This window comes from Neorhizobium sp. USDA 3394 (assembly GCF_056280385.1).
Genome location: NZ_JBWCDU010000001.1, coordinates 86,734 through 108,669, shown reverse-complemented (window position 1 = coordinate 108,669; position 21,936 = coordinate 86,734). Strand labels below are relative to the sequence as shown.

General features: G+C 62.2%; 19 protein-coding genes. 10 read left to right on the top strand and 9 right to left on the bottom strand.

Annotated elements, in window-relative coordinates; genetic code table 11:
• Window positions 1–6 precede the first annotated feature (6 nt).
• The 5 genes from ACZ9EJ_RS00480 to ACZ9EJ_RS00460 all read right to left on the bottom strand — a co-directional run bounded on the left by ACZ9EJ_RS00480 (window position 7) and on the right by ACZ9EJ_RS00460 (window position 5,324).
• The gene (locus tag ACZ9EJ_RS00480; RefSeq protein WP_046634848.1) at window positions 7–519 is read right to left on the bottom strand and encodes a RidA family protein; all 513 of its coding nucleotides are present in this window, start codon (window positions 517–519) and stop codon (window positions 7–9) included.
• An 18-nt stretch (window positions 520–537) separates the two neighbouring features.
• On the bottom strand, window positions 538–1,746 hold the full coding sequence (locus ACZ9EJ_RS00475; RefSeq protein WP_046641651.1) for an amidohydrolase/deacetylase family metallohydrolase: 1,209 nt from the start codon (window positions 1,744–1,746) through the stop codon (window positions 538–540).
• Window positions 1,747–2,619 (bottom strand): ABC transporter permease, encoded by an 873-nt coding sequence (locus tag ACZ9EJ_RS00470; protein ID WP_046641652.1) that lies wholly within the window; start codon window positions 2,617–2,619, stop codon window positions 1,747–1,749. It abuts the gene before it with no gap.
• Window positions 2,619–3,560, bottom strand: coding sequence for an ABC transporter permease (locus tag ACZ9EJ_RS00465; protein WP_046634854.1), 942 nt, complete (start codon window positions 3,558–3,560; stop codon window positions 2,619–2,621). Before ACZ9EJ_RS00465 ends, ACZ9EJ_RS00470 begins: the two co-directional genes overlap by 1 nt.
• 237 nt (window positions 3,561–3,797) lie before the next feature.
• Window positions 3,798–5,324 carry an ABC transporter substrate-binding protein gene (locus tag ACZ9EJ_RS00460; RefSeq protein ID WP_046641654.1) on the bottom strand — a complete coding sequence of 509 codons (1,527 nt, stop codon included), beginning with the start codon at window positions 5,322–5,324 and terminating at the stop codon, window positions 3,798–3,800.
• Between the two features lie 367 nt (window positions 5,325–5,691).
• Here ACZ9EJ_RS00460 and ACZ9EJ_RS00455 point away from each other — a divergent pair, with 367 nt between their 5' ends.
• The 3 genes from ACZ9EJ_RS00455 (at window position 5,692) to ACZ9EJ_RS00445 (ending at window position 8,582) form a co-directional block, all read left to right on the top strand.
• On the top strand, window positions 5,692–6,849 hold the full coding sequence (locus ACZ9EJ_RS00455) for a fumarylacetoacetate hydrolase family protein (RefSeq protein WP_046641655.1): 1,158 nt from the start codon (window positions 5,692–5,694) through the stop codon (window positions 6,847–6,849).
• Between the two features lie 104 nt (window positions 6,850–6,953).
• Window positions 6,954–7,199, top strand: coding sequence for a DUF982 domain-containing protein (locus tag ACZ9EJ_RS00450; RefSeq protein ID WP_046641656.1), 246 nt, complete (start codon window positions 6,954–6,956; stop codon window positions 7,197–7,199).
• Window positions 7,200–7,433: 234 nt separating this feature from the next.
• The gene (locus tag ACZ9EJ_RS00445) at window positions 7,434–8,582 is read left to right on the top strand and encodes a MalY/PatB family protein (RefSeq protein ID WP_046641657.1); all 1,149 of its coding nucleotides are present in this window, start codon (window positions 7,434–7,436) and stop codon (window positions 8,580–8,582) included.
• Between the two features lie 76 nt (window positions 8,583–8,658).
• Here the strand turns inward: ACZ9EJ_RS00445 and rhaI are convergent, their stop codons facing one another.
• Both rhaI and ACZ9EJ_RS00435 read right to left on the bottom strand, forming a co-directional pair.
• Entirely contained in the window at window positions 8,659–9,951 is a 1,293-nt protein-coding gene (rhaI, locus tag ACZ9EJ_RS00440; RefSeq protein ID WP_046641658.1) for an L-rhamnose catabolism isomerase, read from the bottom strand.
• Between the two features lie 181 nt (window positions 9,952–10,132).
• Window positions 10,133–12,229, bottom strand: a complete 2,097-nt coding sequence (locus ACZ9EJ_RS00435) for a bifunctional rhamnulose-1-phosphate aldolase/short-chain dehydrogenase (protein ID WP_046641659.1) — start codon at window positions 12,227–12,229, stop codon at window positions 10,133–10,135.
• Between the two features lie 200 nt (window positions 12,230–12,429).
• On the opposite strand from ACZ9EJ_RS00435, the gene ACZ9EJ_RS00430 reads away from it, so the two are divergent.
• The 7 genes from ACZ9EJ_RS00430 (at window position 12,430) to ACZ9EJ_RS00400 (ending at window position 19,662) form a co-directional block, all read left to right on the top strand.
• Entirely contained in the window at window positions 12,430–13,248 is an 819-nt protein-coding gene (locus ACZ9EJ_RS00430) for a DeoR/GlpR family DNA-binding transcription regulator (protein WP_046634869.1), read from the top strand.
• Window positions 13,249–13,297: 49 nt separating this feature from the next.
• Window positions 13,298–14,293: a rhamnose ABC transporter substrate-binding protein gene (gene rhaS, locus ACZ9EJ_RS00425; protein ID WP_046634870.1), complete on the top strand. Its 996-nt coding sequence runs from the start codon at window positions 13,298–13,300 to the stop codon at window positions 14,291–14,293.
• Window positions 14,294–14,432: 139 nt separating this feature from the next.
• Window positions 14,433–15,977, top strand: coding sequence for a sugar ABC transporter ATP-binding protein (locus ACZ9EJ_RS00420; protein ID WP_046641660.1), 1,545 nt, complete (start codon window positions 14,433–14,435; stop codon window positions 15,975–15,977).
• Window positions 15,978–15,987: 10 nt separating this feature from the next.
• On the top strand, window positions 15,988–16,977 hold the full coding sequence (locus ACZ9EJ_RS00415) for an ABC transporter permease (RefSeq protein ID WP_046641661.1): 990 nt from the start codon (window positions 15,988–15,990) through the stop codon (window positions 16,975–16,977).
• Complete coding sequence (locus ACZ9EJ_RS00410) at window positions 16,974–17,972, top strand: ABC transporter permease (RefSeq protein ID WP_046641662.1); 999 nt, start codon at window positions 16,974–16,976, stop codon at window positions 17,970–17,972. The genes ACZ9EJ_RS00415 and ACZ9EJ_RS00410 overlap by 4 nt, the downstream gene beginning before the upstream one ends.
• The gene (gene rhaM, locus ACZ9EJ_RS00405) at window positions 17,972–18,292 is read left to right on the top strand and encodes an L-rhamnose mutarotase (RefSeq protein ID WP_046641663.1); all 321 of its coding nucleotides are present in this window, start codon (window positions 17,972–17,974) and stop codon (window positions 18,290–18,292) included. Before ACZ9EJ_RS00410 ends, rhaM begins: the two co-directional genes overlap by 1 nt.
• Complete coding sequence (locus ACZ9EJ_RS00400) at window positions 18,289–19,662, top strand: FGGY-family carbohydrate kinase (RefSeq protein ID WP_046641664.1); 1,374 nt, start codon at window positions 18,289–18,291, stop codon at window positions 19,660–19,662. Before rhaM ends, ACZ9EJ_RS00400 begins: the two co-directional genes overlap by 4 nt.
• Here ACZ9EJ_RS00400 and ACZ9EJ_RS00395 read toward each other — a convergent pair whose 3' ends face one another.
• On the bottom strand, window positions 19,663–20,433 hold the full coding sequence (locus ACZ9EJ_RS00395; RefSeq protein ID WP_251090971.1) for a FadR/GntR family transcriptional regulator: 771 nt from the start codon (window positions 20,431–20,433) through the stop codon (window positions 19,663–19,665).
• A 17-nt stretch (window positions 20,434–20,450) separates the two neighbouring features.
• Window positions 20,451–21,842 carry an FAD-binding oxidoreductase gene (locus tag ACZ9EJ_RS00390; protein ID WP_046641666.1) on the bottom strand — a complete coding sequence of 464 codons (1,392 nt, stop codon included), beginning with the start codon at window positions 21,840–21,842 and terminating at the stop codon, window positions 20,451–20,453.
• Between the last annotated feature and the right edge of the window lie 94 nt (window positions 21,843–21,936).

Below are 21,936 nucleotides of genomic sequence, written 5' to 3'. Positions count from 1 at the left end.
ACCTCCTCAGTCGTTCAGCGAGACGATCGCCTCGATCTCGACGGTGATATTGCCCGGCAGCGAGCCGAAACCGACCGCCGAACGGGCATGCTGGCCCGCATCGCCGAACACCGCAATAAAGAGGTCCGAGCAACCGTTGATGACGCTCGGATGGTCCTCGAAGTCCGGCACGGCATTGACCATGCCAAGCAGTTTCACAACCCGCTTCACCCTTGAAAGGTCGCCGAGCGCCTCGTGCATGACCGCCAGCAGGTTGATGCCCACCAGCCGCGCATGTTGATAGGCGAGATCGACGCTGACATCGGCACCCACCTTGCCGGCATGGAGATGGCCATCCGCCTCGCGTGGCCCCTGGCCGGAGAGGTAGAGCATGTTGCCTTCGCGGACATGCGTGACGAAATTGGCGATCGGCGGCGGCGGCGGCGGCAGCTTGATGCCGAGCGCGATCAGCCGATCGTAAGGTGTCTGTGCCGCGGGAGCGGCCTTTGCTGAAGACGTATTCACGTCAACTCCTGTCATGCGATTTCAAGAAACGCCTCAGCGCCACGAGTAACCGTGGCTGTGGCGGACGAGCTTGCGGGCCCGCGGGATATAGCGGCTGGCGGTGATGGCCTCCGAACCGATGACCGCGTAACGCGGCTCGAACAGCTTCTGCAGGCGCGAGACGTCGCCATTGGAATCGGTCGCTTCGAGATCGGCGTCGATGAGATCGAAGATGGTGAAATCGGCGCGTTCGCCGACCGACAGCCGGTTTTCCATGGAGAGCTTGATGACCGAAGCCGGGTGATGGGTGACCGCTTCCACCACCTTGTCGAACGGCATGCCGACCGACAGCAGCTTGGACATGGTCGTCGCCAAGTCCCAGACCGGAAAATTCATCGAATGGCCGTGCAGGTCGGTCGAGATCGAATAGGGCAGCAGGCCGCGGGCGATCGCCGCTTCCGCCACCTTGAAGGAGAACGACGCGCCGCCATGGCCGATGTCGAGGCGGATGCCCTCGCCGGCGCAGCGTTCGGCAAGATTGTAGAGGTCCTCGTCTTCCATAATGCTCGAACCGGCCTTGCCGTTGAAGCAATGGGTGACGACGTCGCCGGGGCCGAGGATTTCAAGCACCTCGTCATAGAGCGCCGGCGGCTCGCCGACATGCACCATCATCGGAACCTTGAGGATCTTGGCGATCTTCTTGCCGAGCTTCACCGGCGTGACGCCCCAGGAACCGGTGATCACATGGCTCGCCCGCACCTTGATGCCGACGATATGCTCCTTGTTTTCCGCGTAACATTCGAGGATGCGGTCGAGGTCGATATCGCGAATATCGCGCAATTCGGCGACGCGATTGCAGGCGACGAGACCGATCGAGCCGAGGTTCAGGAACGCCTTGATGCGCTCCCTGGACGGCTCGATGATATATTCGCGAAAACCGTGGAAATTGGCTTCGCCGGCAGAACCCGCGTCGACCAGCGTCGTCACGCCGCGCTCGGCGCCGCATTCGGACGGACGGATCGAGATATCGGTGCCGCCATGCCAGATATGCACATGCAGGTCGATCCAGCCGGGCGAGATGAAGGCGCCCTTGCCGTCGACCCGGAGCGCATCAGCAGGTGCTGCAAGTGACGGGCCTATGGCTGTTATTTTCCCGTCGGCACCGACGAGGATGTCAGTCGTGCCGGAGGAAGCATTCCCGCCGAAAGCCATCGGCTTCACATTGGTGAGGAGGAGCGGCTGGCCCGCTGTTTCACCGGTCATTTACAGGTCCTTTCGAAGTCTTGGATCGAGCATGTCCCGCAATCCGTCGCCGACCATCTGCAGCGACAGAACGGAAAGAATGATGGCAAAGCCCGGAAAATAGGTCATCCAGTCGGCCTGGCCGATATATTGGCGCCCGCTGGCAATCATCGTTCCCCAGGTGGGAATTTCGGGGCTGACGCCGAGGCCGAGGAAGGAAAGCCCGGCTTCGGCGAGCATGGCGCTGGCAAACAGGAACGTGCCCTGCACCAGGATCGGCGATATGAGGTTGCGCAGCACGTGCCGCGTCATGATGTGGAAGGTCGAGATACCCAGCGCCTTCGCCGCCTCCACGTAAGGCAGTTCGCGGATCACCAGAGTCGAGGCCCGGACGATGCGGGCGAGCCGCGGCGAATAGACGATCGACAAGGCGATGATCACAGTCACCAGCGATGGCCCGAGTGCGGCAACCAGCGCGATGGCAAGCAGGATGTCCGGGAATGCCATCATCGCATCGATCAGCCTGGCAATCGGGGTATCAAGCCTCTGGAAGAAGCCGGCAAGCAACCCGAGGGTCACGCCGATGATCGCCGAAAGGGTGACGACCGCCGCCCCGACCAGCAGCGACAGCCGCGCGGCATAGATGGTGCGCGAGAAGATATCGCGGCCGAACTCGTCGGTGCCGAACCAGTAGATCTCGCTCGGCGGCTTCAGCCGGTTGACGATCGACAGTTTCGAGGGCGAATAGGGCGCGATCCACGGGGCGAGAACCGCCAGCAGGACGAAGATCACGATGACGACCAGCCCGAGCGCGACCGTCTTGCGTTTCAGGAAACGGCGGAAGAACTTGGCGCCCTCGCTCGTTGCCGGCTTGGTGGTGACAATTTCCGCCATCAGTAGCGCACCCTTGGATCGACCAGCAGATAGAGCATGTCGATCGCGAAATTGATCAGGACGTAGAGGGCGGCGATGACCAGCAGCGCACCCTGGATGACGGGATAGTCACGCCGCAGCACCGCCGAGACCACCAGATTGCCGACGCCCGGCAGGCCGAACACGGTTTCGGTGACCACGGCGCCGGAAATCAGCACGGCAGCGGTCAAGCCCAGCACGGTAAGGATCGGGATCAGCGCGTTCTTCAATGCATGTTTCAACACGACCCGACGCTCGATCAGCCCTTTTGCACGGGCGGTTCGGATATAGTCGTCGCCGAGCACGTCGAGCATCGAGGCGCGGGTGAACCGCAGGATCAGCGCCGAGGAAACGAGGCCGAGCGCGAAGGCTGGCAATGTCAGGTGATACATGCGCTCGGCAAAACTCGCGCCCGGTCCGCCGTAACCGGAAACCGGAAAGATATTAAGGCGCACCGCGAAGAACTGCATGAGGATGAGACCGAGCCAGAAGCTTGGAATACTGGCAGCCAGCATCGCCACCATCGTAGCCGCCTGGTCGATGAAGGACCCGCGCCGATAGGCGGCATAGATGCCGATCGGCAGCGCGATGACGCTTGCGATCGCCAGCGAGAAGATCGTCAGGAAGAAAGTCGGTTCGGCGCGGTCGAGAAGCGCCGACGTCACCGGCATGTTGAGAAAGATCGACTGGCCGAGGTCGCCCCTCAGAAGCTGGCCGATATAGAAGACATATTGGACGCCGATCGACTGATCGAGGCCGAGGCGCGTGCGCAGTTCGGCGACGTCCTGGGCCGTGGCATCGGGACCGAGCATGACCGCGGCCGGATCGCCGGGCGTCACGCGAACGATCACGAAGACGATCGTGACGACGAGAAACATCACCACGATCATGCCGGCAAGGCGTTGAAGGATATAGCGTATCATACGGGCATGGCCCTGTTTGCTGCGTTCTGTTGAAAAAGGTACGCGGCGGCAAAAACCTCTCCCTCATTCCTGTGCTCGTCACAGGAATCCAGCGCGCCCAAGTCTTTGGGCGCAAAAGACTCATTGAGGGAATTCAAGTCACTCACGGCGCAGACGCGCCATGGCTGGATCCCTGTGGCAAGCACAGGGATGAGGGAGTGTGAGTTTGCCGCCGCGATCATTATTACCGGCCCACTGCTACTTCTTGATCGACGCGTTCCAGAAATATGGCCACGGAGCCGGATCGACGCCCTGAAGCTTGGTGGAGATGGCGGAGACTGCGTTGAAATCGCCGATCTTCATGAAAGGCGCTTCGTCATACAGGGCCTTCTGGACATTGGCCCAGAGTTCGACGCGCTTCTTCGGATCCGACTCTGCCGAGAAGGCATCCACGGCCGCCTTTCTGGCAGGCGTATCCCACCAGCCCGGCGAGCTCGGCGCCAGCGAACCGATCAGTGCCGGTTCCGGCAGGAAGGGGCTGTGGGTGATGTAGATGTCCCAGAGCGCCTTGTCGGTGCGGCGCTGGGTGAGCGTCGCCCAGTCGACCACCTGCATGTCGACCGCAAAGCCGGCAAGCTTCAGATACTCGGCGGCGACCTGCGCCATCTTGTAGTGGAATTCGTATTGGCGGCTGGTCAGGATGCGGATCGGCTTGCCGTCATAACCCGCGGCCTTCGCCGCCTTGGCAGCGCCTTCAGGGTCGGCGACGTTGTAGTTGCCCTTCACGCCGGCATCCGTGCTCCAGGTGAAGGAAGCCGGGTAGATATTACCGTCGAGCGCGTAGAAATCCTTGCTGCCGAAGGCGGCGGCCAGCATGTCTTCCATGTTGAGCGCCTGGCGGATCGCCTTGCGGACCGCGAGACTCTTGGCAGCCCCTTCTGCGGTGTTGAAGACGAAGACCGGATAACCGAACGGCTTCAGGAGCAGCGGCTGGCTGGCCTTCGAGGCCTTCAGCTTGTCGAAGGATTCGACCGGCAGCGAGTCGATATAGTCGTACTGGCCGGAAACGGCAGCTTCCACGCGGGTGTTCGGGTCCGGAACCGGCACGAAGCGGATCTCATCGAGATACTGGTGGCGTGCGCCGCCATAACCGTCACTCTCACCCGAACGCGGCTTGTAGTCCTTGAAGCGGGCGAGCTGGATATACTGGTCAGCCTTGCGCTCCTTCAGCATATAGGGGCCGGTACCGATGAAATCGGTCATCGTATCGGCCTGCTTTTCCGCCGGGATGATGATCGCGGCAGAGTTGTTGAAGGCGAGCAACGAGACGAGCGGCGCATAGGGCTGCTTAAGTTTGATCGTTACGGTTGCCGGATCTGCGGCGGAAATGGTGTCGATGAAGCCGACGGCCTGCTTGCCGCGCGAGGCGAGCTTGGTCCAGCGGGTGAGCGAGGCGACCACGTCTTCCGAGGTCATGTCGCTGCCGTCATGGAATTTGATGCCGGTGCGCAGCTTGATCGTATAGGTCTTGCCGTCGGCACTCACCTCCGGCAGGCTTTCCGCCAGAAGCGGTGTGACATCCCACTTCTTGTTGAATGTATAGAGCGTCTCGAAAATGTGCTGCGTGACGATACCAACAAGGTCGGCCGTCGAGGTCATCGGATCGAGCGTCGGCGGCTCGCCGATGGTCGCGACGTTGATGACGCCGCCCTTCTCCTGCGCCATCAGAAATGACGGCGTGGCGACGAGCGCCGTTGCAACAAGGAATGCAAGCTTCAGCTTCATGATAGTCTCCCGTTCATGTTCCACAATTATGTTATATAGACTTTTATAACAGAATATAGAACACGCCCGCCCTGTCAATGGGGAGGTAGAGACGAGCGGCGGCGACCGCTGAGAACGGGATTTGCAGCTCCAACGCCGAGAGGTTTCAGCCGAGGTGGTTTGGGAAGATCCTCGATCCGCAGTGCGACGCGCCAGCGCCCCACGAATCTCGATCTAATTCGTCGCCTAGGGCTGGACGAACGCGTCTTCGACAGCGAAAACACACAGCCTTGGCTGCGAACTGAAACCGCGCTTCGCGCCAAGCGGAAGAACAAGCCAAGATAGAGTGGCCCATTCGGCCACATCTAACGGGAGGAGATACACCAGCATGACCGACAATCTCATCGATACGTTTGCCAACGGGCTTTTTGTCGGCCGCGTCTGGAATCCTGCCGTTTCGGGGCCGAGCGTCGTCACGCTGCGTGACGGTGCCCTGGTCGATATCACCAGCAGGCAAGCGCCGACCCTCAGCGCGCTTCTGGAGCGCGCCGATGTTGCGGAATTTGTCCGAAACGCCGCTGGCCCGGTCATCGGCACGTTGGAAGACCTTGCCGGGAACAGCACGGGCAGGCCCGATCCGTCGCGTCCCCATCTGCTGGCGCCCGTCGATCTCCAGGCGATCAAGGCCTGCGGCGTGACGTTCGCGCAATCGATGATCGAGCGCGTCATCGAGGAGAAGGCCGCCGGCAATCCGGACAGGGCGGCCGCCATCCGGCAGACCGTCAGCACGATCATCGGCGGCAGCCTCAAGGACCTGAAGGCTGGCTCGCCCCAATCCGCGAAGGTCAAGGAAGCGCTGATCAGGGAGGGCATGTGGTCGCAGTATCTGGAGGTCGGGATCGGCCCGGATGCTGAAGTCTTCACCAAGGCGCCGGTGCTGGCCTCGGTGGGCTGGGGTGCGGATGTCGGCCTCCATCCCGTATCGACCTGGAACAATCCGGAGCCGGAAATCGTGCTGGCGGTCGACAGCCAGGGCGAGATCAAGGGGGCGACGCTCGGCAACGACGTCAACCTGCGCGACGTCGAGGGCCGCTCGGCGCTTCTGCTCGGCAAGGCGAAGGACAACAATGCCTCCTGCTCCATCGGGCCTTTTATCCGCCTCTTCGATGAGGGTTACGGATTGGACGATGTCCGCAATGCCGAACTCGACCTGCGTGTGACCGGGCCGGAGGGATATGTGCTCAACGGCAAGAGCTCGATGTCGCAGATCAGCCGCGACCCGCTCGATCTCGTCAAGCATACATGCGGCCAGCATCATCAGTATCCCGACGGCTTCATGCTGTTTCTCGGCACGCTGTTTGCACCGACCGAGGATCGCGACGTGCCGAACCAGGGCTTCACCCACAAGATCGGCGACATCGTCGAGATCTCCTCTCCGGGCCTCGGCACGCTGCGCAACACGGTACGCCTCTCGACCGAATGCCCTCCCTGGAGCTTCGGCATCTCGGCGCTGATGAAGAACCTCGCTGCCCGCGGCTTGCTCTAGATAGAGCAGCCTCCTTCTTTCTCGCATCGCCGACTGCCGACCCTCGCCACGGCAGTCAAATCGGTCTATGAGACCGGCATGGACGAGACGGGAAGCCGAACAGAATGAATACGCCTTGGAACAAGCCGGTCGTCATATCGATCGGCGAGCCGCTGGCCGAAACCGCGATCGAAACGACGCAGGCCGCGGCATGGGCGATGATCGAAGACTGGCCGGTGGAGGATGGCACGGCCCTCGACCGGGCGCTTGAGGCCTGCGCCGCGGTGGATGCCGGAAAACGCAAGCCGGAAGAAGCCAGGAAGGCCTTCGTCGAAGCGGCTATGGAAGCGCATATCCTGATCCGCGCCTGAGCTTCCGCCGGATCGATCCGCGTCATCCCCATTCCCGAAACAGGCCGCCGCCCCCTCGGCGGAACGCGCCCCAGGCGCCGCGCGCGCCGGTTACGCAAAGAAAGGCGTTGACAGGCGCGCGGCCGGTTGGGGACAACGGGTCTGGTTTTGCGCTTTGCCCGGTTCGCGGCAGGCGTCGAAATGAGGATGGCCGATCGATTGACCGGCAGAATGACAAAAGGGGATTTTGAGAGCATGACCGATTTCGATGCGGTGCACGAACGCCGGGGCACCGGCAGCTCGAAGTGGAGCAAGTATCCGGACGACGTGCTGCCCATGTGGGTCGCCGATATGGACTTCCCCGCGGCACCGGAGATCGTCGACGCCATCCGCAACCGGCTCGAACATCCGATGCTCGGCTACGGCGTCGCCCGCGACGAATTGCGCGCCCGGATCGTCGCCGACATGCAGGAAAAATACGGCTGGACGGTCTCGCCGGACGAGATCGTATTCCTGCCGGGCGTCGTTCCAGGTTTCAACATGGCGCTGCACGCGATGCTCGAGCCCGGCGACGGCGTGCTGGTTCAGCCGCCGGTCTATCGGCCCATCCTCGAAGCTCCGGCGGACTGGAACCTTGTCCGCCGCGAAGCGCCGCTTTTGCCGACCGCCGAAGGTCATGTGATGGACACCGACGTTCTGGCGGCGGAACTCGCGAAATCAAAGGCGCTACTCTTCTGCAACCCGCAGAACCCGACAGGCAAGGTATTCACGACGGACGAACTGAAGACGATCGCCGACCTCTGCCGTCAGAACGATACGCTGATCATCTCCGACGAAATCCATTGCGACCTCCTGTTCGACGGCCGCCGCCACGTGCCGATCGCCACGCTTTCGGAAGATGCGGCGAACCGCACGATCACCCTGATGGCCGCCAGCAAGACCTACAATATCGCCGGCCTCAAGACCGCCTTCGCGATTGTCGGCAACAAGACGATCCGCGAGAAATTCAACCAGGCGCGGCTCGGAATGGTCGACAACGCCAATATCATCGGCCTCGAGGCGACGCTCGCCGCCTTCTCGAAGGCAGGCGACTGGAAGACCCGGATGCTTGCCTATATCGAGGCCAATCGCGACTACCTGTCGGCCGAAATCGCGCGCCGCTTCCCCAAGATCAAGCTCATCAAGTCAGAGGGCACTTTCCTCGCCTGGCTCGACTGCACGGAACTCGGCCTGAAGCCGGACGCCCAGAGCTATTTCTTGGAGCACGGCAAAGTCGGTTTCAATGCCGGATCGGAATTCGGCAAAGCCTATGGCAACTTCGTCCGCGTCAATTTCGGATGCCCGCGCACGCTGCTTGAGGAAGGCCTCAGCCGCATGGAGCGCGCGATCGGTCGGAATACCTGATCCGTTCATTCGACCGGATCACGAGAATTGACCGCCGGCGGGACTCATCCGCCGGCGTCATTGCAGGTCGGAGAGATCAGATGATCCCACCGCCGCCGCTGATCGAAACCGGGCGTTCGAGCGCGACCTTTTCACGGTAGCCGCTGGTGCGATAGGCCGCGACCGGATCGATCGCTCCGCCTGCACGGCGACGGGCTTCGGCAAGGATAGGCTCCACATCGGTGCGATAGGCGCGCTTCAAGGTTTCCGACGCCATCAGCGCATCGTTGTCCTGCTGGAACCCGTCAAGCGCTGTCCGATCGACCAGCAATGCCTGGGCATAGGCGCGGCGGATCTCGTTGGCGCTGGAAATCAGGCTTTCGATCGGATCGGTGACGTTGTGCGACTGGTCGATCATATGCGCCGGGCGGAAATCCTTGATCCCGCGATGCTCGGTATCGACCAGTTCGTTGAAGACCAGGAAGAGGCGGTAGGGCTCGATCGCACCGGCATCGAGGTCGTCGTCGCCATATTTGGAATCGTTGAAGTGGAAGCCGCCGAGCTTTCCGAACTGGATCAGGCGGGCGACGATCATTTCGATATTGGTGTTCGGCGCGTGGTGCCCGAGATCGACGAGGCAGAAGGCTTTCGGTCCCAGCGTATTGGCGATCAGGTAGTTCGTGCCCCAGTCCTGCACCACCGTCGAATAGAAGGCCGGCTCGTACATCTTGTGCTCGGAAAACAGCCGCCAATCGTCCGGCAGTGCATTGTAGATCTCAGCCATGGAGGCGAGATAACGCTCGAACACCCGCGTGAAATGGCTCTGGCCCGGAAAGTTCGAGCCGTCGCCGATCCACACCGTCAGCGCCTTGGAACCGATTGCCTTGCCGATGTCGATACATTCGAGATTGTGCTCGATCGCCTGGGCGCGCGTCGCTGCGTCCGTATGGCTGAGCGAGCCGTATTTGTAGGAATGCGCCTGCCCCGGCGCATCGGAAAAGGTATTGGAGTTCATCGCATCGAAGCCGAGGCCCAGCGCATCGCCCTTGGCGCGCAACTCCTTGGCATCCGCCTTGTCCCAGGGGATATGCAGCGAAACGGTGGGCGTAGCCCGCGTCAGCTGGTGAATGACGGCGCAATCATCGAGCTTGTCGAAAATACCCCGCGGCTCGCCCTGCCCCGGAAACCGGGCGAAACGCGTGCCGCCGGTACCGACACCCCAGGACGGCACGGCGACAAAGAATTTTTCGACCTCGCTGGTGATCGTTTCGATATCGATGCCGCGCCGCGACAGGTTTTCCCCGAGCGCGTCATAATCGGATTTGAGCGCTGCTGAACGCTTACCGTTTTCGGCGGCGATCACATCCGCGGCGATTTTTAACTCGACCATTCGGTCCTCCCATCTGATCTTTGTCTCTTCTCCCCAGCGGGGAGAAGGTGGCCCGAAGGGTCGGATGAGGGGGCCTTCGCAGCAGGTCATGCCTTTCGCTTGTCGCTCAAGGCGTCGCTACGCTCCTCCCCCTCATCTGTCCTGACGGACATCTTCTCCCCACTGAGGAGAAGAGAGTACCTTACCGCGTAAAGCTCTGCGCGTTGCCGGCATCCACGTTGATGATATTGCCTGTCGACTTGGCAGACGCATCGCTGGCGAGGAAATAGATCGCCTCCGCAATATCCTCCGGGAAGACATTGAGCTTGAGCAGCGACCGCTTGCGGTAATGCTCCTCCAGGTCGTCCACCTCGATCTTGGACGAGGCCGCCCGCTGTTCGCGCCATTCGCCGTTCCAGATCTTCGAGCCGCGCAGCACAGCGTCCGGATTGACCGTATTGACGCGGATGCCGGCCTCGGCACCTTCCAGCGCCAGGCAGCGGGCGAGATGGATTTCGGCTGCCTTGGCGGTGCAATAGGCCGATGCGTTCGGCGATGAGGCAAGCCCGTTCTTGGACGCCACGAAGACGACATTGCCACCGAGCTTCTGGCGGCGGAACAACCGGAATGCCTCACGCGAAACAAGAAAATAACCGGTCGCCAGAATGTCGATATTCTTGCTCCACATGGCAAGCGTGGTTTCCTCGATCGGCGCAGAAGAAGCGATCCCGGCATTCGAGACCAGTATATCGACGCCGCCGAATTCCACGCAGGCCTCGGCAAACGCGGTGATCACCGCATGCTCGGTCGTCACGTCGAGCAGGACCCCGCGCACCGCATCCTTGCCGAAGGATTTTTCGAAATCGGCTTTGGTCGTGTCGAGCGCGCCGCCGTCGATATCGGCAAGCACCACGCAGGCACCCTCGCCCATCAGCCTGGCCGCGGTCGCCCGCCCGATGCCACCGGCGCCGCCGGTGACGAAGGCCACCTGCCCGGCAAGGCTCTTCGGCTTCGGCATGCGCTGCAGCTTGGCCTCTTCGAGCAGCCAGTATTCGATGTCGAAGGCCTCCTGCTCCGGCAGGCCCTGATATTCGGAGACCGTGGACGCCCCGCGCATCACGTTGATGGCGTTGACGTAGAATTCACCGGCAATCCGGGCGGTCGCCTTGTCACGCGCAAACGACAGCAGGCCGACGCCGGGAATCAGAAAGATGACCGGGTTCGGGTCGCGCATCGCAGGCGAATTGCCGTGTTTGCAGGTCTCGTAATAACGCGTGTAATCGGCACGATAATCTTCGAGCGCCTTGTCAAGCCCAGCAATCACCGCATCGACATCCGGCTTGGCTGGATCGAAATCGACGATCAAAGGGCGGATCTTTGTGCGCAGAAAATGGTCCGGGCAGGATGTGCCGAGCGCGCCGAGCGGCTTCAGGTGCTTGGAATTGACGAATTCCAGCACGGCGTCCTGGTCATCGAAATGGCCGAGCTTGCGCTCCACCTTGCCGATCCGGCCGCGGATTTCCGGCATCAGCTTTGCGACGATCGCCCGGCGTTCCGGCCCAGGCAGGCTCTTCGTTGCCGCACCGCCGAAGATCATCTTGCCTTCGGTCTCGCGAGCGAACCATTCGATCGCCTTGTTGATGATGTCGAGCGTCAGCTCGTAGCAGGCCTTGGCGTCGTCTGCCCAGGTGAACAGGCCGTGACTTTCCAGCACGACGCCCTTGGCATTCGGGTTAGCCTTGACGAACGCTTCGAGATCGAGCCCGAGCTGGAAACCCGGCCGCCGCCAGGGCAGCCAGCCGATCTCGGCACCGAAGATCAGCTGCGTCAGCTCCTTCGAGTTCCTGGAGGCCGCGATCGCGATGATCGCATCCGGGTGCATGTGGTCGACATGCGTGAACGGCACGAAACCGTGCAGCGGCGTATCGATCGAGGCGGCGCGCGGATTGAGGTTGAAGGTGCAGTGCGGCAGGAAGCCGACCATGCGGTCTTCGTCCTCGACGCCCTTGTAGAGCCCCTTCAGCGCTTCCAGCTTGTCCATGTAGAGGGTGGCGAAACCATCGAGCTTAATCGTGCCGACATCGCCGCCCGACCCCTTCACCCACATGACCTTCACTTTTTCGCCGGTCAGCGGATCGGTTTCCATCACCTTGGCCGAGGTATTGCCGCCGCCGTAATTGGTGATGCGCTTGTCGGCACCGAGAAGATTGGAGCGATAGAGCAGCTTGCCGGGCTCATCGAGCTTGGCAGCTTGAACATCATCCCAACGGTTTTCGAGAAGGCGGGTTTGGCCCGACATCGCTTGTCCTCCCAACGTGTTTCGGCTCACAGCGACGAGGCGGCCGCCATCTCCCTGTTGTGGGTATCGCGCATTGCCGCGCCTTCTGTCAATCACAAACGATCATAAACTTTCATTGTGCAGCGCAATAAAAGCGAATTTGAGCGTTTCTGATTGACATCATAAATTTTCCAGCAATAGTTGTCGCTCAGGAGGAGCCCATGCACGAACGTGAACGCCATCGCATCATCTTGAGCGCCATCCAGGAAAAGCCCGTCATCACGGTGCAGGATATCGCCGAATTGACCGAGGCTTCGGAAGCGACGATCCGGCGCGACATCGCTTCGCTGCACGTTCAGGGCAAGCTCCGGCGTGTCCGGGGCGGGGCGGAAGCCATGCATCCGCCGCAGATCGGCCAGCTTGCCGCCCGCTCGTTCCGGGTGTCGGAATCGGTCAATATCGACAAGAAGCGCGCAATCGCCCGCCGCGCCGTCGAACTTTGCGATGAAGGCGACAGCGTCATCATCAACGGCGGCACGACCACGTTCCAGATGGTGCATTTCATGTCGGCGCGGCGCCTGCAGGTGATGACCAATTCGTTTGCCATCGCCGAACATCTGGTCAAGCATTCGAAGAACACGGTGACGATACCGGGCGGTGCGATCTACCGCGAGCAGAGCCTGATCCTGTCGCCCTTCGACAATGACGCGATCCGCAATTTCTATGCCCGGCGCATGTTCATCGGTGCGCAGGGCGTTGGCCCGCTCGGCGTGATGGAAGCCGACGCGCTGGTGATCCAGAGCGAGCAGAAGCTCATGCACCAGGCCGAGGAACTGATCGTCATGGTGGATTCGTCGAAGTTTTCGCGCCGATCGAGCCTCATTCTCTGCCCGCTCGACCGGGTGACGACCGTCATCACCGATGACGGCGTGACCGACGACGCCGCACGGATGATCGAGGACGCCGGCGTCAAACTGATTATCGCCGGTGCCGCCGCAGCTGCGGACATCGCCAAGGAGGATTCTTCGTCGGCCGCATGAGGAGCGACCGGCGGTAGAAAGTTTGAACTATCAACTGGGAGGACCAACCATGAAACTTGCAAAGAAACTCGCCCTTGGCGTGGCACTTGCCTTCGCCGCAATGACGACGGCGGCAAGTGCCGCCGACATGAAGATCGCGCTCGTCGTGAAATCACTCGGCAACGGCTTCTTCGAGGCGGCCAACAAGGGCGCGCAGGAAGCTGCCAAGGAACTCGGCGGCGTCCAGGTCATCTATACCGGCCCGACCTCCACGACGGCCGAAGGCCAGATCGAAGTGATCAACTCGCTGATCGCTCAAGGCGTGGATGCGATTGCCATCTCCGCCAACGATCCGGATGCCGTTATTCCGGCGCTCAAGAAGGCCGCCCAGCGCGGCATCAAGGTCATTTCCTGGGATTCGGCGGTGGCCAAGGAAGGCCGCATCATGCACTTGAACCCGTCTTCCAACGACCTGATCGGTAAGATGTGCCTGACGCTCGCCAAGAACCACCTGGAAGGTGGCAAGGGCGGTTTCGCCATCCTTTCGGCCACCACCACTTCGACGAACCAGAACACCTGGATCGCCGAAATGAAGAAGCAGCTCAAGGATTTCCCCGGCCTGAACCTCGTCACGACAGTCTATGGTGACGACCTCGCCGACAAGTCCTACCGCGAAGCGCAGGGCCTCCTGAAATCGCAGCCGGACGTCAAGGTCATCGTCGCCCCGACCACTGTCGGTGTGCTCGCCGCCTCGCAGGCCGTCAAGGATGCGGGCATGATCGGCAAGGTCTACGTGACCGGCCTTGGTCTGCCGTCCGAAATGGCCGGTGCCATCAAGTCCGGCGCGACCAAGGAATTCGCCATCTGGAACCCGATCGACCTCGGTTATTCGGCCACCCAGATCGCCTACCATCTCGTCAAGGGCGATACCGACGCCAAGCCCGGTTCGGCCATCAAGGCCGGTCGCATGGGCTCGATCAAGGTGGGCGACAATGGCGAAGCCGCCATGGCCGACCCGTTCGTCTATAATGCCAAGAACATCGATGAGTTCTCCAAGATCTTCTGATCTGGAGAACTCCACTTGCCGGCAGGCGCGAGCGCCCCCTCAACCGCCTGCCGGCATCTTCTCCCCGCTGGGGAGAAGATGTTTGCCGCGCCATAGCTAAACGGCCGCGTATATCTCATGATCTGTCGGAAATGTGCTGATGAACGGCGTAACGAAAATTCAAGACCGATCGCCCCAACCGGCACCGACGACGGAAGCAATGCCGATCCTGGAAATGCGCGGCATCAGCCAGATCTTTCCGGGCGTCAAAGCCCTGGATGGGGTCAGCATCAAGCTTTATCCCGGCCAGGTGACGGCACTGATCGGCGAAAACGGCGCCGGCAAGTCGACACTCGTCAAGATCCTGACCGGCATCTACCGCCCGAACGAGGGCGAGATCCTGATCGACGGCGTACCCACCGCGTTCACGAGCGCGCAGGCAGCGATCGATGCGGGCGTCACCGCCATCCATCAGGAAACCGTGCTTTTCGACGAGTTGAGCGTCGCGGAAAACATCTTTCTCGGCCATGCGCCGCGCACCCGGTTCGGCACGATCGACTGGCGCAGGATCAATTCCGGCGCCAAGGCCCTCATGCTGCAGCTCGAAAGCGAGATCGATCCGACGATCCGCCTGCGCGACCTCTCGATCGCCCAGCGCCATCTCGTGGCAATCGCCCGGGCGCTGTCGGTCGAGGCGCGCATCGTCATCATGGACGAGCCGACGGCCGCCCTTTCCCGCAAGGAGATCGACGACCTCTTCCGCATCGTCGAAGGCCTGAAGCGGCAGGGCAAGGCGATCCTCTTCATCAGCCACAAGTTCGACGAGGTCTACGAGATCGCCGAGAATTTCGTGGTTTTTCGCGATGGCCGCGCCGTCGGCCAGGGCCGGTTGAAGCAGACGCCGCAGGACGAGATCGTCCGGCTGATGGTCGGCCGCGACGTCAAGGACGTTTTCCCCAAGGTCGAAGTCAGGATCGGCGCGCCGGTCTTCCGCGTCGAGAACTACTGCCACCCGACCGAATTCCGCGACATTTCCTTCGAGCTTCGCCGCGGTGAAATCCTCGGGCTTTATGGCCTGATCGGCGCCGGCCGCTCGGAACTCTGCCAGTCGCTGTTCGGTGTGACCCGGCCCTCCTCCGGCCGGCTGGTGCTGGAAGGCAAATCACTCGAAATCCGCTCCTCGGGCGATGCGATCCGCGCCGGCATCGTCTACGTGCCGGAGGAACGCGGCCGCCACGGCCTAGCGCTGCCCATGCCTATTTTTCAGAACATGTCGCTGCCATCGCTCGGCAAAACATCGCGCTCCGGCTTCCTGAAGGCTGCCAACGAACTGGCGCTGGCACGAAAATATGCCGAGCGGCTGGACCTGCGCGCCGCTGCCCTTTCGGTCCCGGTCGGCACGCTCTCCGGCGGCAACCAGCAGAAGGTCGTCATCGGTAAGTGGCTGGCGACGCAGCCGAAGGTGATCATTCTCGACGAGCCGACCAAGGGCATCGATATCGGCTCCAAGGCCGCAGTGCACGCCTTCATCGGCGAACTCGCCGCCGAAGGCCTGTCGATCATCATGGTCTCGTCGGAGCTTCCCGAAATCCTCGGCATGTCCGACCGGGTGATGGTGATGCGCGAAGGCCTGGCCGCCGGCATATTCGAGCGCGAGGCACTGAGCGCCGAAGCGCTGGTCCGCGCCGCGACCGGCAATCAGTGAGGAGAAAACGATGAACCGCCTCCTGAAGAACCGCGAAATCCTGCTTACCGTCATCATTGCCTTGATGATCGCCGGCTTTTCCACCCGCGCGCAGGGTTTTGCTGCTCCCGGCAATCTCGCCAATATCTTCAACGACACCTCGATCCTGATCATCCTGGCGCTTGGCCAGATGACGGTGATCCTGACCAAATCGATCGACCTCTCGGTCGCCGCCAACCTTGCCTTCACCGGCATGGCGGTCGCCATGACCAATGCCGCCTATCCCGACCTGCCGCTGGCCCTGCTCATCGTCATGGCCATCGGCATCGGCGCCTTCCTGGGTGCGATCAACGGCTACCTCGTCTGGGCGCTGCGGATCCCGCCGATCGTGGTGACGCTCGGAACGCTGACCATCTATCGCGGCATGGCCTTCGTGCTGTCGGGCGGCGGCTGGGTGAACGCCCACCAGATGGGGGCCACCTTCCTCAACGTCCCCCGAATGCCGGTGCTCGGCCTGCCGATCCTCTCCTGGATCGCTATCCTCATCGTGCTCGGCGCCTGGTTCGTGCTGACCCGCCTGCCCTTCGGCCGCGCCGCCTATGCATCCGGCGGCAACCCGACCGCGGCGATCTATGCCGGCATCGATATCGGTTGGACCAAGTTCCTTGCCTTCGTCGTATCGGGCGCGCTCGCCGGCCTTTCCGGTTATCTCTGGGTATCGCGCTACGCGGTCGCCTATGTGGATATCGCCGCCGGTTTCGAACTGGATACGGTCGCCGCCTGTGTCATCGGCGGCATCTCGATTGCCGGCGGCATCGGCTCGGTCGGCGGCGCCGTGCTCGGCGCGCTTTTCCTCGGCGTCATCAAGAACGCGCTGCCCGTCATCGGCATCTCGCCATTCGCACAGATGGCAATTTCCGGCATCGTCATCGTCCTCGCCGTCGTCTTCAACGCCCGCGCCGAACGCAAGGCGGGCCGCATCATCCTGCGCGATCGGGGTGCCAAGGAGGTATCCGCATGAGCGACGTCGTTTCCTCGAAACGGGTCATCCCCGACAGGCTCGGCAGCGGAACATCACGCCTTCTGGCAAGCTGGGAAGTGCTGCTCTTCGGCGTGGCGGTGCTGATCTTCGTCTTCAATTCGTTCGCCTCGCCTTACTTTCTGAACGCCTGGAATCTCTCCGACGCCACCTTCAATTTCACCGAAAAAGCGATGATCGCCTTTGCCATGGCGCTGCTCGTCATCGCCGGCGAGATCGATCTGTCGGTGGCCGCCATCATCGCGCTCGCCTCGACCGCCATGGGTGCGGCCGCCCAGGCCGGCATCGGCACACCGGGACTGGTAGCGATCGGCATCGGCACCGGACTTCTCTGCGGCGCCTTCAACGGCCTGCTCGTCGCCGGCCTCAGACTGCCGTCGATCGTCGTGACCATCGGCACGATGAGCCTCTTTCGCGGCATTTCCTATATCGTGCTGGGCGATCAGGCCTATGGCAAATATCCGGCAAGTTTTGCCTATTTCGGCCAGGGCTATGTGGCCTGGGTGTTCTCCTTCGAATTCGTGCTGTTCATCGTGCTCGCCATCCTTTTCGGCATCCTGCTGCACGCCACGAATTTCGGCCGGCAGGTCTATGTGATCGGCAACAACGAGTTCGCGGCACGCTTTTCCGGTATTCCGGTGGAGCGGGTAAAGTTCATTCTTTTCCTCCTGACTGGCGTGATGGCGGGCGTCGCGTCCGTCTGCCTCACCTCCCGCCTCGGCTCGACCCGCCCTTCGATCGCGCAGGGCTGGGAACTCGAAGTCGTCACCATGGTCGTGCTCGGCGGCGTCTCCATCCTCGGCGGCGCGGGTACCATCGCCGGCGTGGTCATCGCCGCTTTCGTCATGGGCCTCGTCACCTTCGGGCTGGGGCTGCTCAACGTGCCCGGCATCGTCATGTCGATCTTCGTCGGCCTGCTCCTGATCATCACCATCGCCATCCCGATCATCGCCCGCCGCATCAAGGAAATGAGCTGATGACGCTCGAAAAGCACGCCTTCAAGATGAAGCTTAATCCGGGCATGGAAGCGGAATACCGCAGGCGCCATGACGAGATCTGGCCGGAGCTTGTCGATCTCCTCCACAAGGCGGGCGCCAGCGACTATTCCATCCATCTCGACCGCGACACCAACACGCTGTTCGGTGTGCTGACACGCCCAGCGGACCACACGATGGCGAGCCTGCCGGAGCACCCGGTGATGAAGAAATGGTGGGCTTACATGGCCGACATCATGGAAACCAATCCGGACAATTCGCCGGTCCAGAGCGATCTGGTGACGGTCTTCCACCTGCCATGACCATGCCCGAAAAGATCGCCGTCCTCGATATCGGCAAGACCAATGCCAAGGTCGTCGTGCTCGACTGCACGACCGGCGAGGAGATCGCCGAAAGGCGCGCACCGAACCGGGTTCGGCCGGAGCCGCCCTATCCGCACTACGATATCGAAACGCTCTGGGCTTTCGTGCTCGAAGCCTTGTCGGCCTTTGCAAGACACCCCGGCTTCGATGCGATCTCCATCACCACCCACGGCGCATCGGCGGTACTTCTCGATGCCGAGGGCAAACTGGCCCTGCCGGTGCTCGATTACGAACACGAATATCCGGAAGAGATCCGCAGAGCCTATCAGTCGATCCGCCCGGCCTTTTCGGAAACCTTCTCGCCGCCCCTGTCCGGTGGATTGAATGTCGGCGCGCAGCTTCATTACCAGAAGACCGCGTTTCCCGAAGCCTTTGCCCGTACCCGCACCATCCTTACCTACCCGCAATATTGGGCGTTCCGGCTGACCGGCGTGGCCGCGAACGAAGTCACCTCGCTCGGCTGCCACACCGATCTCTGGCGGCCGCGCGAAGGCACCTATTCCCCGCTGGTCGCTGCGCTCGGCATCCGCGACCTGATGGCGCCGGTCCGTTCGGCCTTCGACACGCTCGGTCCGCTATTGCCGGACATCGCAACCCGGATCGGCCTCACGACGCCGATCCCGGTCCATTGCGGCATCCACGATTCCAATGCCTCGCTGCTGCCGCATCTGGTGGGACGGGAACCGCCATTCGCGGTCGTCTCCACCGGCACCTGGGTCATCAATTTCGCGGTCGGTGGCGATCTCGACCATCTCGATCCCCAGCGCGACGCACTTGCGAATGTCGACGCCTATGGCCGCGCCGTGCCCTCGAGCCGTTTCATGGGGGGCCGCGAGTTCGAGACGTTGACGGCGGAACTCGGCGCACTTTCGCCGGAAGCTGCCCTTGGAGCCATGCCGGATGTCATCGGAAAAGGCGTGATGCTCCTGCCGAACATTGCCGCCGGCTCCGGCCCCTTCCCGGGCCACGAGCGCCAATGGATCAACGACGCCAATGCCTGGACCGACCAGCGCTGGGCGGCAGCCTGCCTCTATCTCGCGCTGATGACGGAGACCTGCCTCGACCTCATCGGCGCCAAGGGGCCGGTTCTTGTCGAAGGCCCCTTCTCCGCCAATCCGGCCTATCTTCAGTCGTTGACGGCTCTGCTCGGCCGCCAGGTGGTCGCCCTCCCCGGCTCGACCGGCACCAGCCAGGGCGCAGCACTTCTGGCCGGCATTTCGCCGAACACCAAACCCGGCCGCTCCGTGCCCGCGCCATCCTGGGACGTTGCTGCCTATCGCACCGCCTGGCACGAAAGGCTGGAGCGCTGATCAGCCCGCGTTCGCCGGGCGCCGGTTGCGGCGAAGGCGTCGTCCCGTTTGCTCCTCAAGTGCATTTTCCAGAATGCCGAGCCGCCGTTCGGTGATCTCGGCGATCTGCGCCGGATCGCCGGATTCGATCGCCTGCATCATGGTCTCGACCAGTTCGAGCGACAGCGCGAGATCGGCCCGTGTATGCAGCGTCCCGCGCCGCATCGGCTCCACCCATTGCAGCAGCAGTTCCATTAGTTCCAGAACAAGGCTGTTGCGGGTCGCCTGCGCCAGCGCGAGGTCGAACCGCATCGAAGCGATGATGATCGAATTGATGTGTTCCGGGCTGCTCTTGGTCACCTCCGGCGGCGGCAACGCATCCCGGCCGAACCGGATCGCCTCCCGCATCCGGTCGAAATCTGCATCCTCGGCATATTGCGAGGCGATCTGCGCCACCCAGGGCAGGATCAGCCGGCGCACCTCGATCGCCTCGTCGATATCCCCCGGCCGCATGTCCGGCCTCGGCACGATCAGATCGAGCGGCACGATTTCGCTGCTGACGAACGTGCCGCCACCCGCCCCCGGACGGACGGTGAGGATGTTCGCCTCGACCAGCAGCTTCACCGCTTCGCGGACGGTCGGGCGGCTCACCTGCATCTGTTCGGCAATGCTGCGTTCGGAAGGAAGGCGGGAGCCGAGCCGGAAAAACCCGGTCCTGATGGCATCGGCAAGCCGGCGCGCCACCTCTTCGTTCGGAAGCAGCACTTTGACTGGCTGAAAATGTCGATTCACCGGCACCTCCTATCCGCTCAAACGGAAAGCACTTTGCCGGTATTCAGAATGTTGTTGGGATCGAGCGCGAGCTTGATACGCGCCATCAGCGCCAGTTCCTCCGGCGTGCGGGAGAGCTTCAGATAGGGCTTCTTCAGGAGGCCGATCCCGTGTTCGGCCGAAATCGTGCCGCCTTCGCGGGCAATCGAGCCGAAGACGAGTTCGGTGATCTCCTTGTGCGGCTGGTCGTTGCCGGCAGACGGAATGTTGCAGACGAGATGCAGGTTGCTGTCGCCGATATGACCGTAGCTGAGCGCGATCGCATCCGGCCAGCGGACCTTCATTGCGGCCTCGATCTCATCGACCACCCGGCCGGCGGCGCTGGTCGGCAGGCCGACGTCGAAGGCGGTCAGCGGCCCCATCAGCTTGCCGTATTCCGACACGCTTTCGCGCACCGCCCAGAGGTCCCTGGTCTCGCGCTCGGAGGACGGCAGAACCGCATCGGAAACCCAGCCGGCTTCGAGCGCATCGGACAGCACCTGCTCCAGCAGCGCCCGGTTTTCTTCGGCATTGCGCCCGCCGGTTTCGATCAGCACATAGATCCCGTGCGGCTCCTTGAAGGCGCGGCGCAGGTCGGGAAGCTTTCCCGTCATGAAGTCGTAAAAGCTCGGCCACATCACCTCGAACGAGGTCAGCGCCGATCCCATGCCCTGGCGGGCGCTCTTCAGGAGCTCCAGAAGCGACGGGAAATCCGGGCAGCCGCAGAAGGCGCTGGCAAGTTCCGCGGGCTTCGCCTGCAGCCGCAGCACGGCGCGGGTAATGACGCCGAGCGTGCCTTCCGAGCCGATGAACAGCTGCTTGAGGTCATAACCCGCATTGTTCTTCAGCATCTTGTTCAACGATTTGACGATCGTGCCGTCCGGCAGCACCACTTCGAGGCCGAGCACGTGTTCGCGCGCCATGCCGAACCGGATGACGCGATTGCCGCCGGCATTGGTGGCGAGATTGCCGCCGATGACGCAGGAATCCCGGGCTCCGAGATCGAGGCCGAAGAACAGCCCCGCCTCTTCCGCCTTCGCCTGGATGACGCTGAGCGGCGTGCCCGCCAGAACCGTCATTGTCGCCATCACCGTATCGACTTCCTCGATACCGTTCATGCGGTCGAGCGACAACGCAACGCCATTTTCGATCGGCCGCGCGCCACCGGCAAGACCGGTTAATCCGCCCTGGGGCACGACCGGCACCTTGAACTCGTTGCAAAGGCGCAGCGTTGCAGAGACCTGTTCCGTCGTGCGCGGCCGCACCAAAGCCAGCGGTACGACCGGCGAAAGGCCACCCCAATCGTTGTGGAAGCGGACAGGAATATCCTCACCGAAAAAGACATCGGGAGCGAGTTTGCGCTGGAGCGCCTGGATGAATTCATGCGTCATGAAAACGTTACCTCGGGAGGTCATCGATAAAGGTAAGCTTAACTGCCACTTTCGGTAAAATAAATATACCTACAGAATTTATCTGGGAAGAGGG

Bases quoted from the DNA above. Each gene is read 5' to 3' on its own strand.
- ACZ9EJ_RS00450 (WP_046641656.1), top strand. From the start codon at position 6,954: ATGAATACGCCTTGGAACAAGCCGGTCGTCATATCGATCGGCGAGCCG.
- ACZ9EJ_RS00420 (WP_046641660.1), top strand. From the start codon at position 14,433: ATGAACGGCGTAACGAAAATTCAAGACCGATCGCCCCAACCGGCACCG.
- ACZ9EJ_RS00445 (WP_046641657.1), top strand. From the start codon at position 7,434: ATGACCGATTTCGATGCGGTGCACGAACGCCGGGGCACCGGCAGCTCG.
- ACZ9EJ_RS00480 (WP_046634848.1), bottom strand. From the start codon at position 519: ATGACAGGAGTTGACGTGAATACGTCTTCAGCAAAGGCCGCTCCCGCG.
- ACZ9EJ_RS00455 (WP_046641655.1), top strand. From the start codon at position 5,692: ATGACCGACAATCTCATCGATACGTTTGCCAACGGGCTTTTTGTCGGC.
- ACZ9EJ_RS00390 (WP_046641666.1), bottom strand. From the start codon at position 21,842: ATGACGCATGAATTCATCCAGGCGCTCCAGCGCAAACTCGCTCCCGAT.
- ACZ9EJ_RS00430 (WP_046634869.1), top strand. From the start codon at position 12,430: ATGCACGAACGTGAACGCCATCGCATCATCTTGAGCGCCATCCAGGAA.
- ACZ9EJ_RS00470 (WP_046641652.1), bottom strand. From the start codon at position 2,619: ATGGCGGAAATTGTCACCACCAAGCCGGCAACGAGCGAGGGCGCCAAG.
- ACZ9EJ_RS00435 (WP_046641659.1), bottom strand. From the start codon at position 12,229: ATGTCGGGCCAAACCCGCCTTCTCGAAAACCGTTGGGATGATGTTCAA.
- ACZ9EJ_RS00415 (WP_046641661.1), top strand. From the start codon at position 15,988: ATGAACCGCCTCCTGAAGAACCGCGAAATCCTGCTTACCGTCATCATT.
- ACZ9EJ_RS00410 (WP_046641662.1), top strand. From the start codon at position 16,974: ATGAGCGACGTCGTTTCCTCGAAACGGGTCATCCCCGACAGGCTCGGC.
- rhaM (WP_046641663.1), top strand. From the start codon at position 17,972: ATGACGCTCGAAAAGCACGCCTTCAAGATGAAGCTTAATCCGGGCATG.
- ACZ9EJ_RS00460 (WP_046641654.1), bottom strand. From the start codon at position 5,324: ATGAAGCTGAAGCTTGCATTCCTTGTTGCAACGGCGCTCGTCGCCACG.
- ACZ9EJ_RS00475 (WP_046641651.1), bottom strand. From the start codon at position 1,746: ATGACCGGTGAAACAGCGGGCCAGCCGCTCCTCCTCACCAATGTGAAG.
- rhaI (WP_046641658.1), bottom strand. From the start codon at position 9,951: ATGGTCGAGTTAAAAATCGCCGCGGATGTGATCGCCGCCGAAAACGGT.
- ACZ9EJ_RS00400 (WP_046641664.1), top strand. From the start codon at position 18,289: ATGACCATGCCCGAAAAGATCGCCGTCCTCGATATCGGCAAGACCAAT.
- rhaS (WP_046634870.1), top strand. From the start codon at position 13,298: ATGAAACTTGCAAAGAAACTCGCCCTTGGCGTGGCACTTGCCTTCGCC.
- ACZ9EJ_RS00465 (WP_046634854.1), bottom strand. From the start codon at position 3,560: ATGATACGCTATATCCTTCAACGCCTTGCCGGCATGATCGTGGTGATG.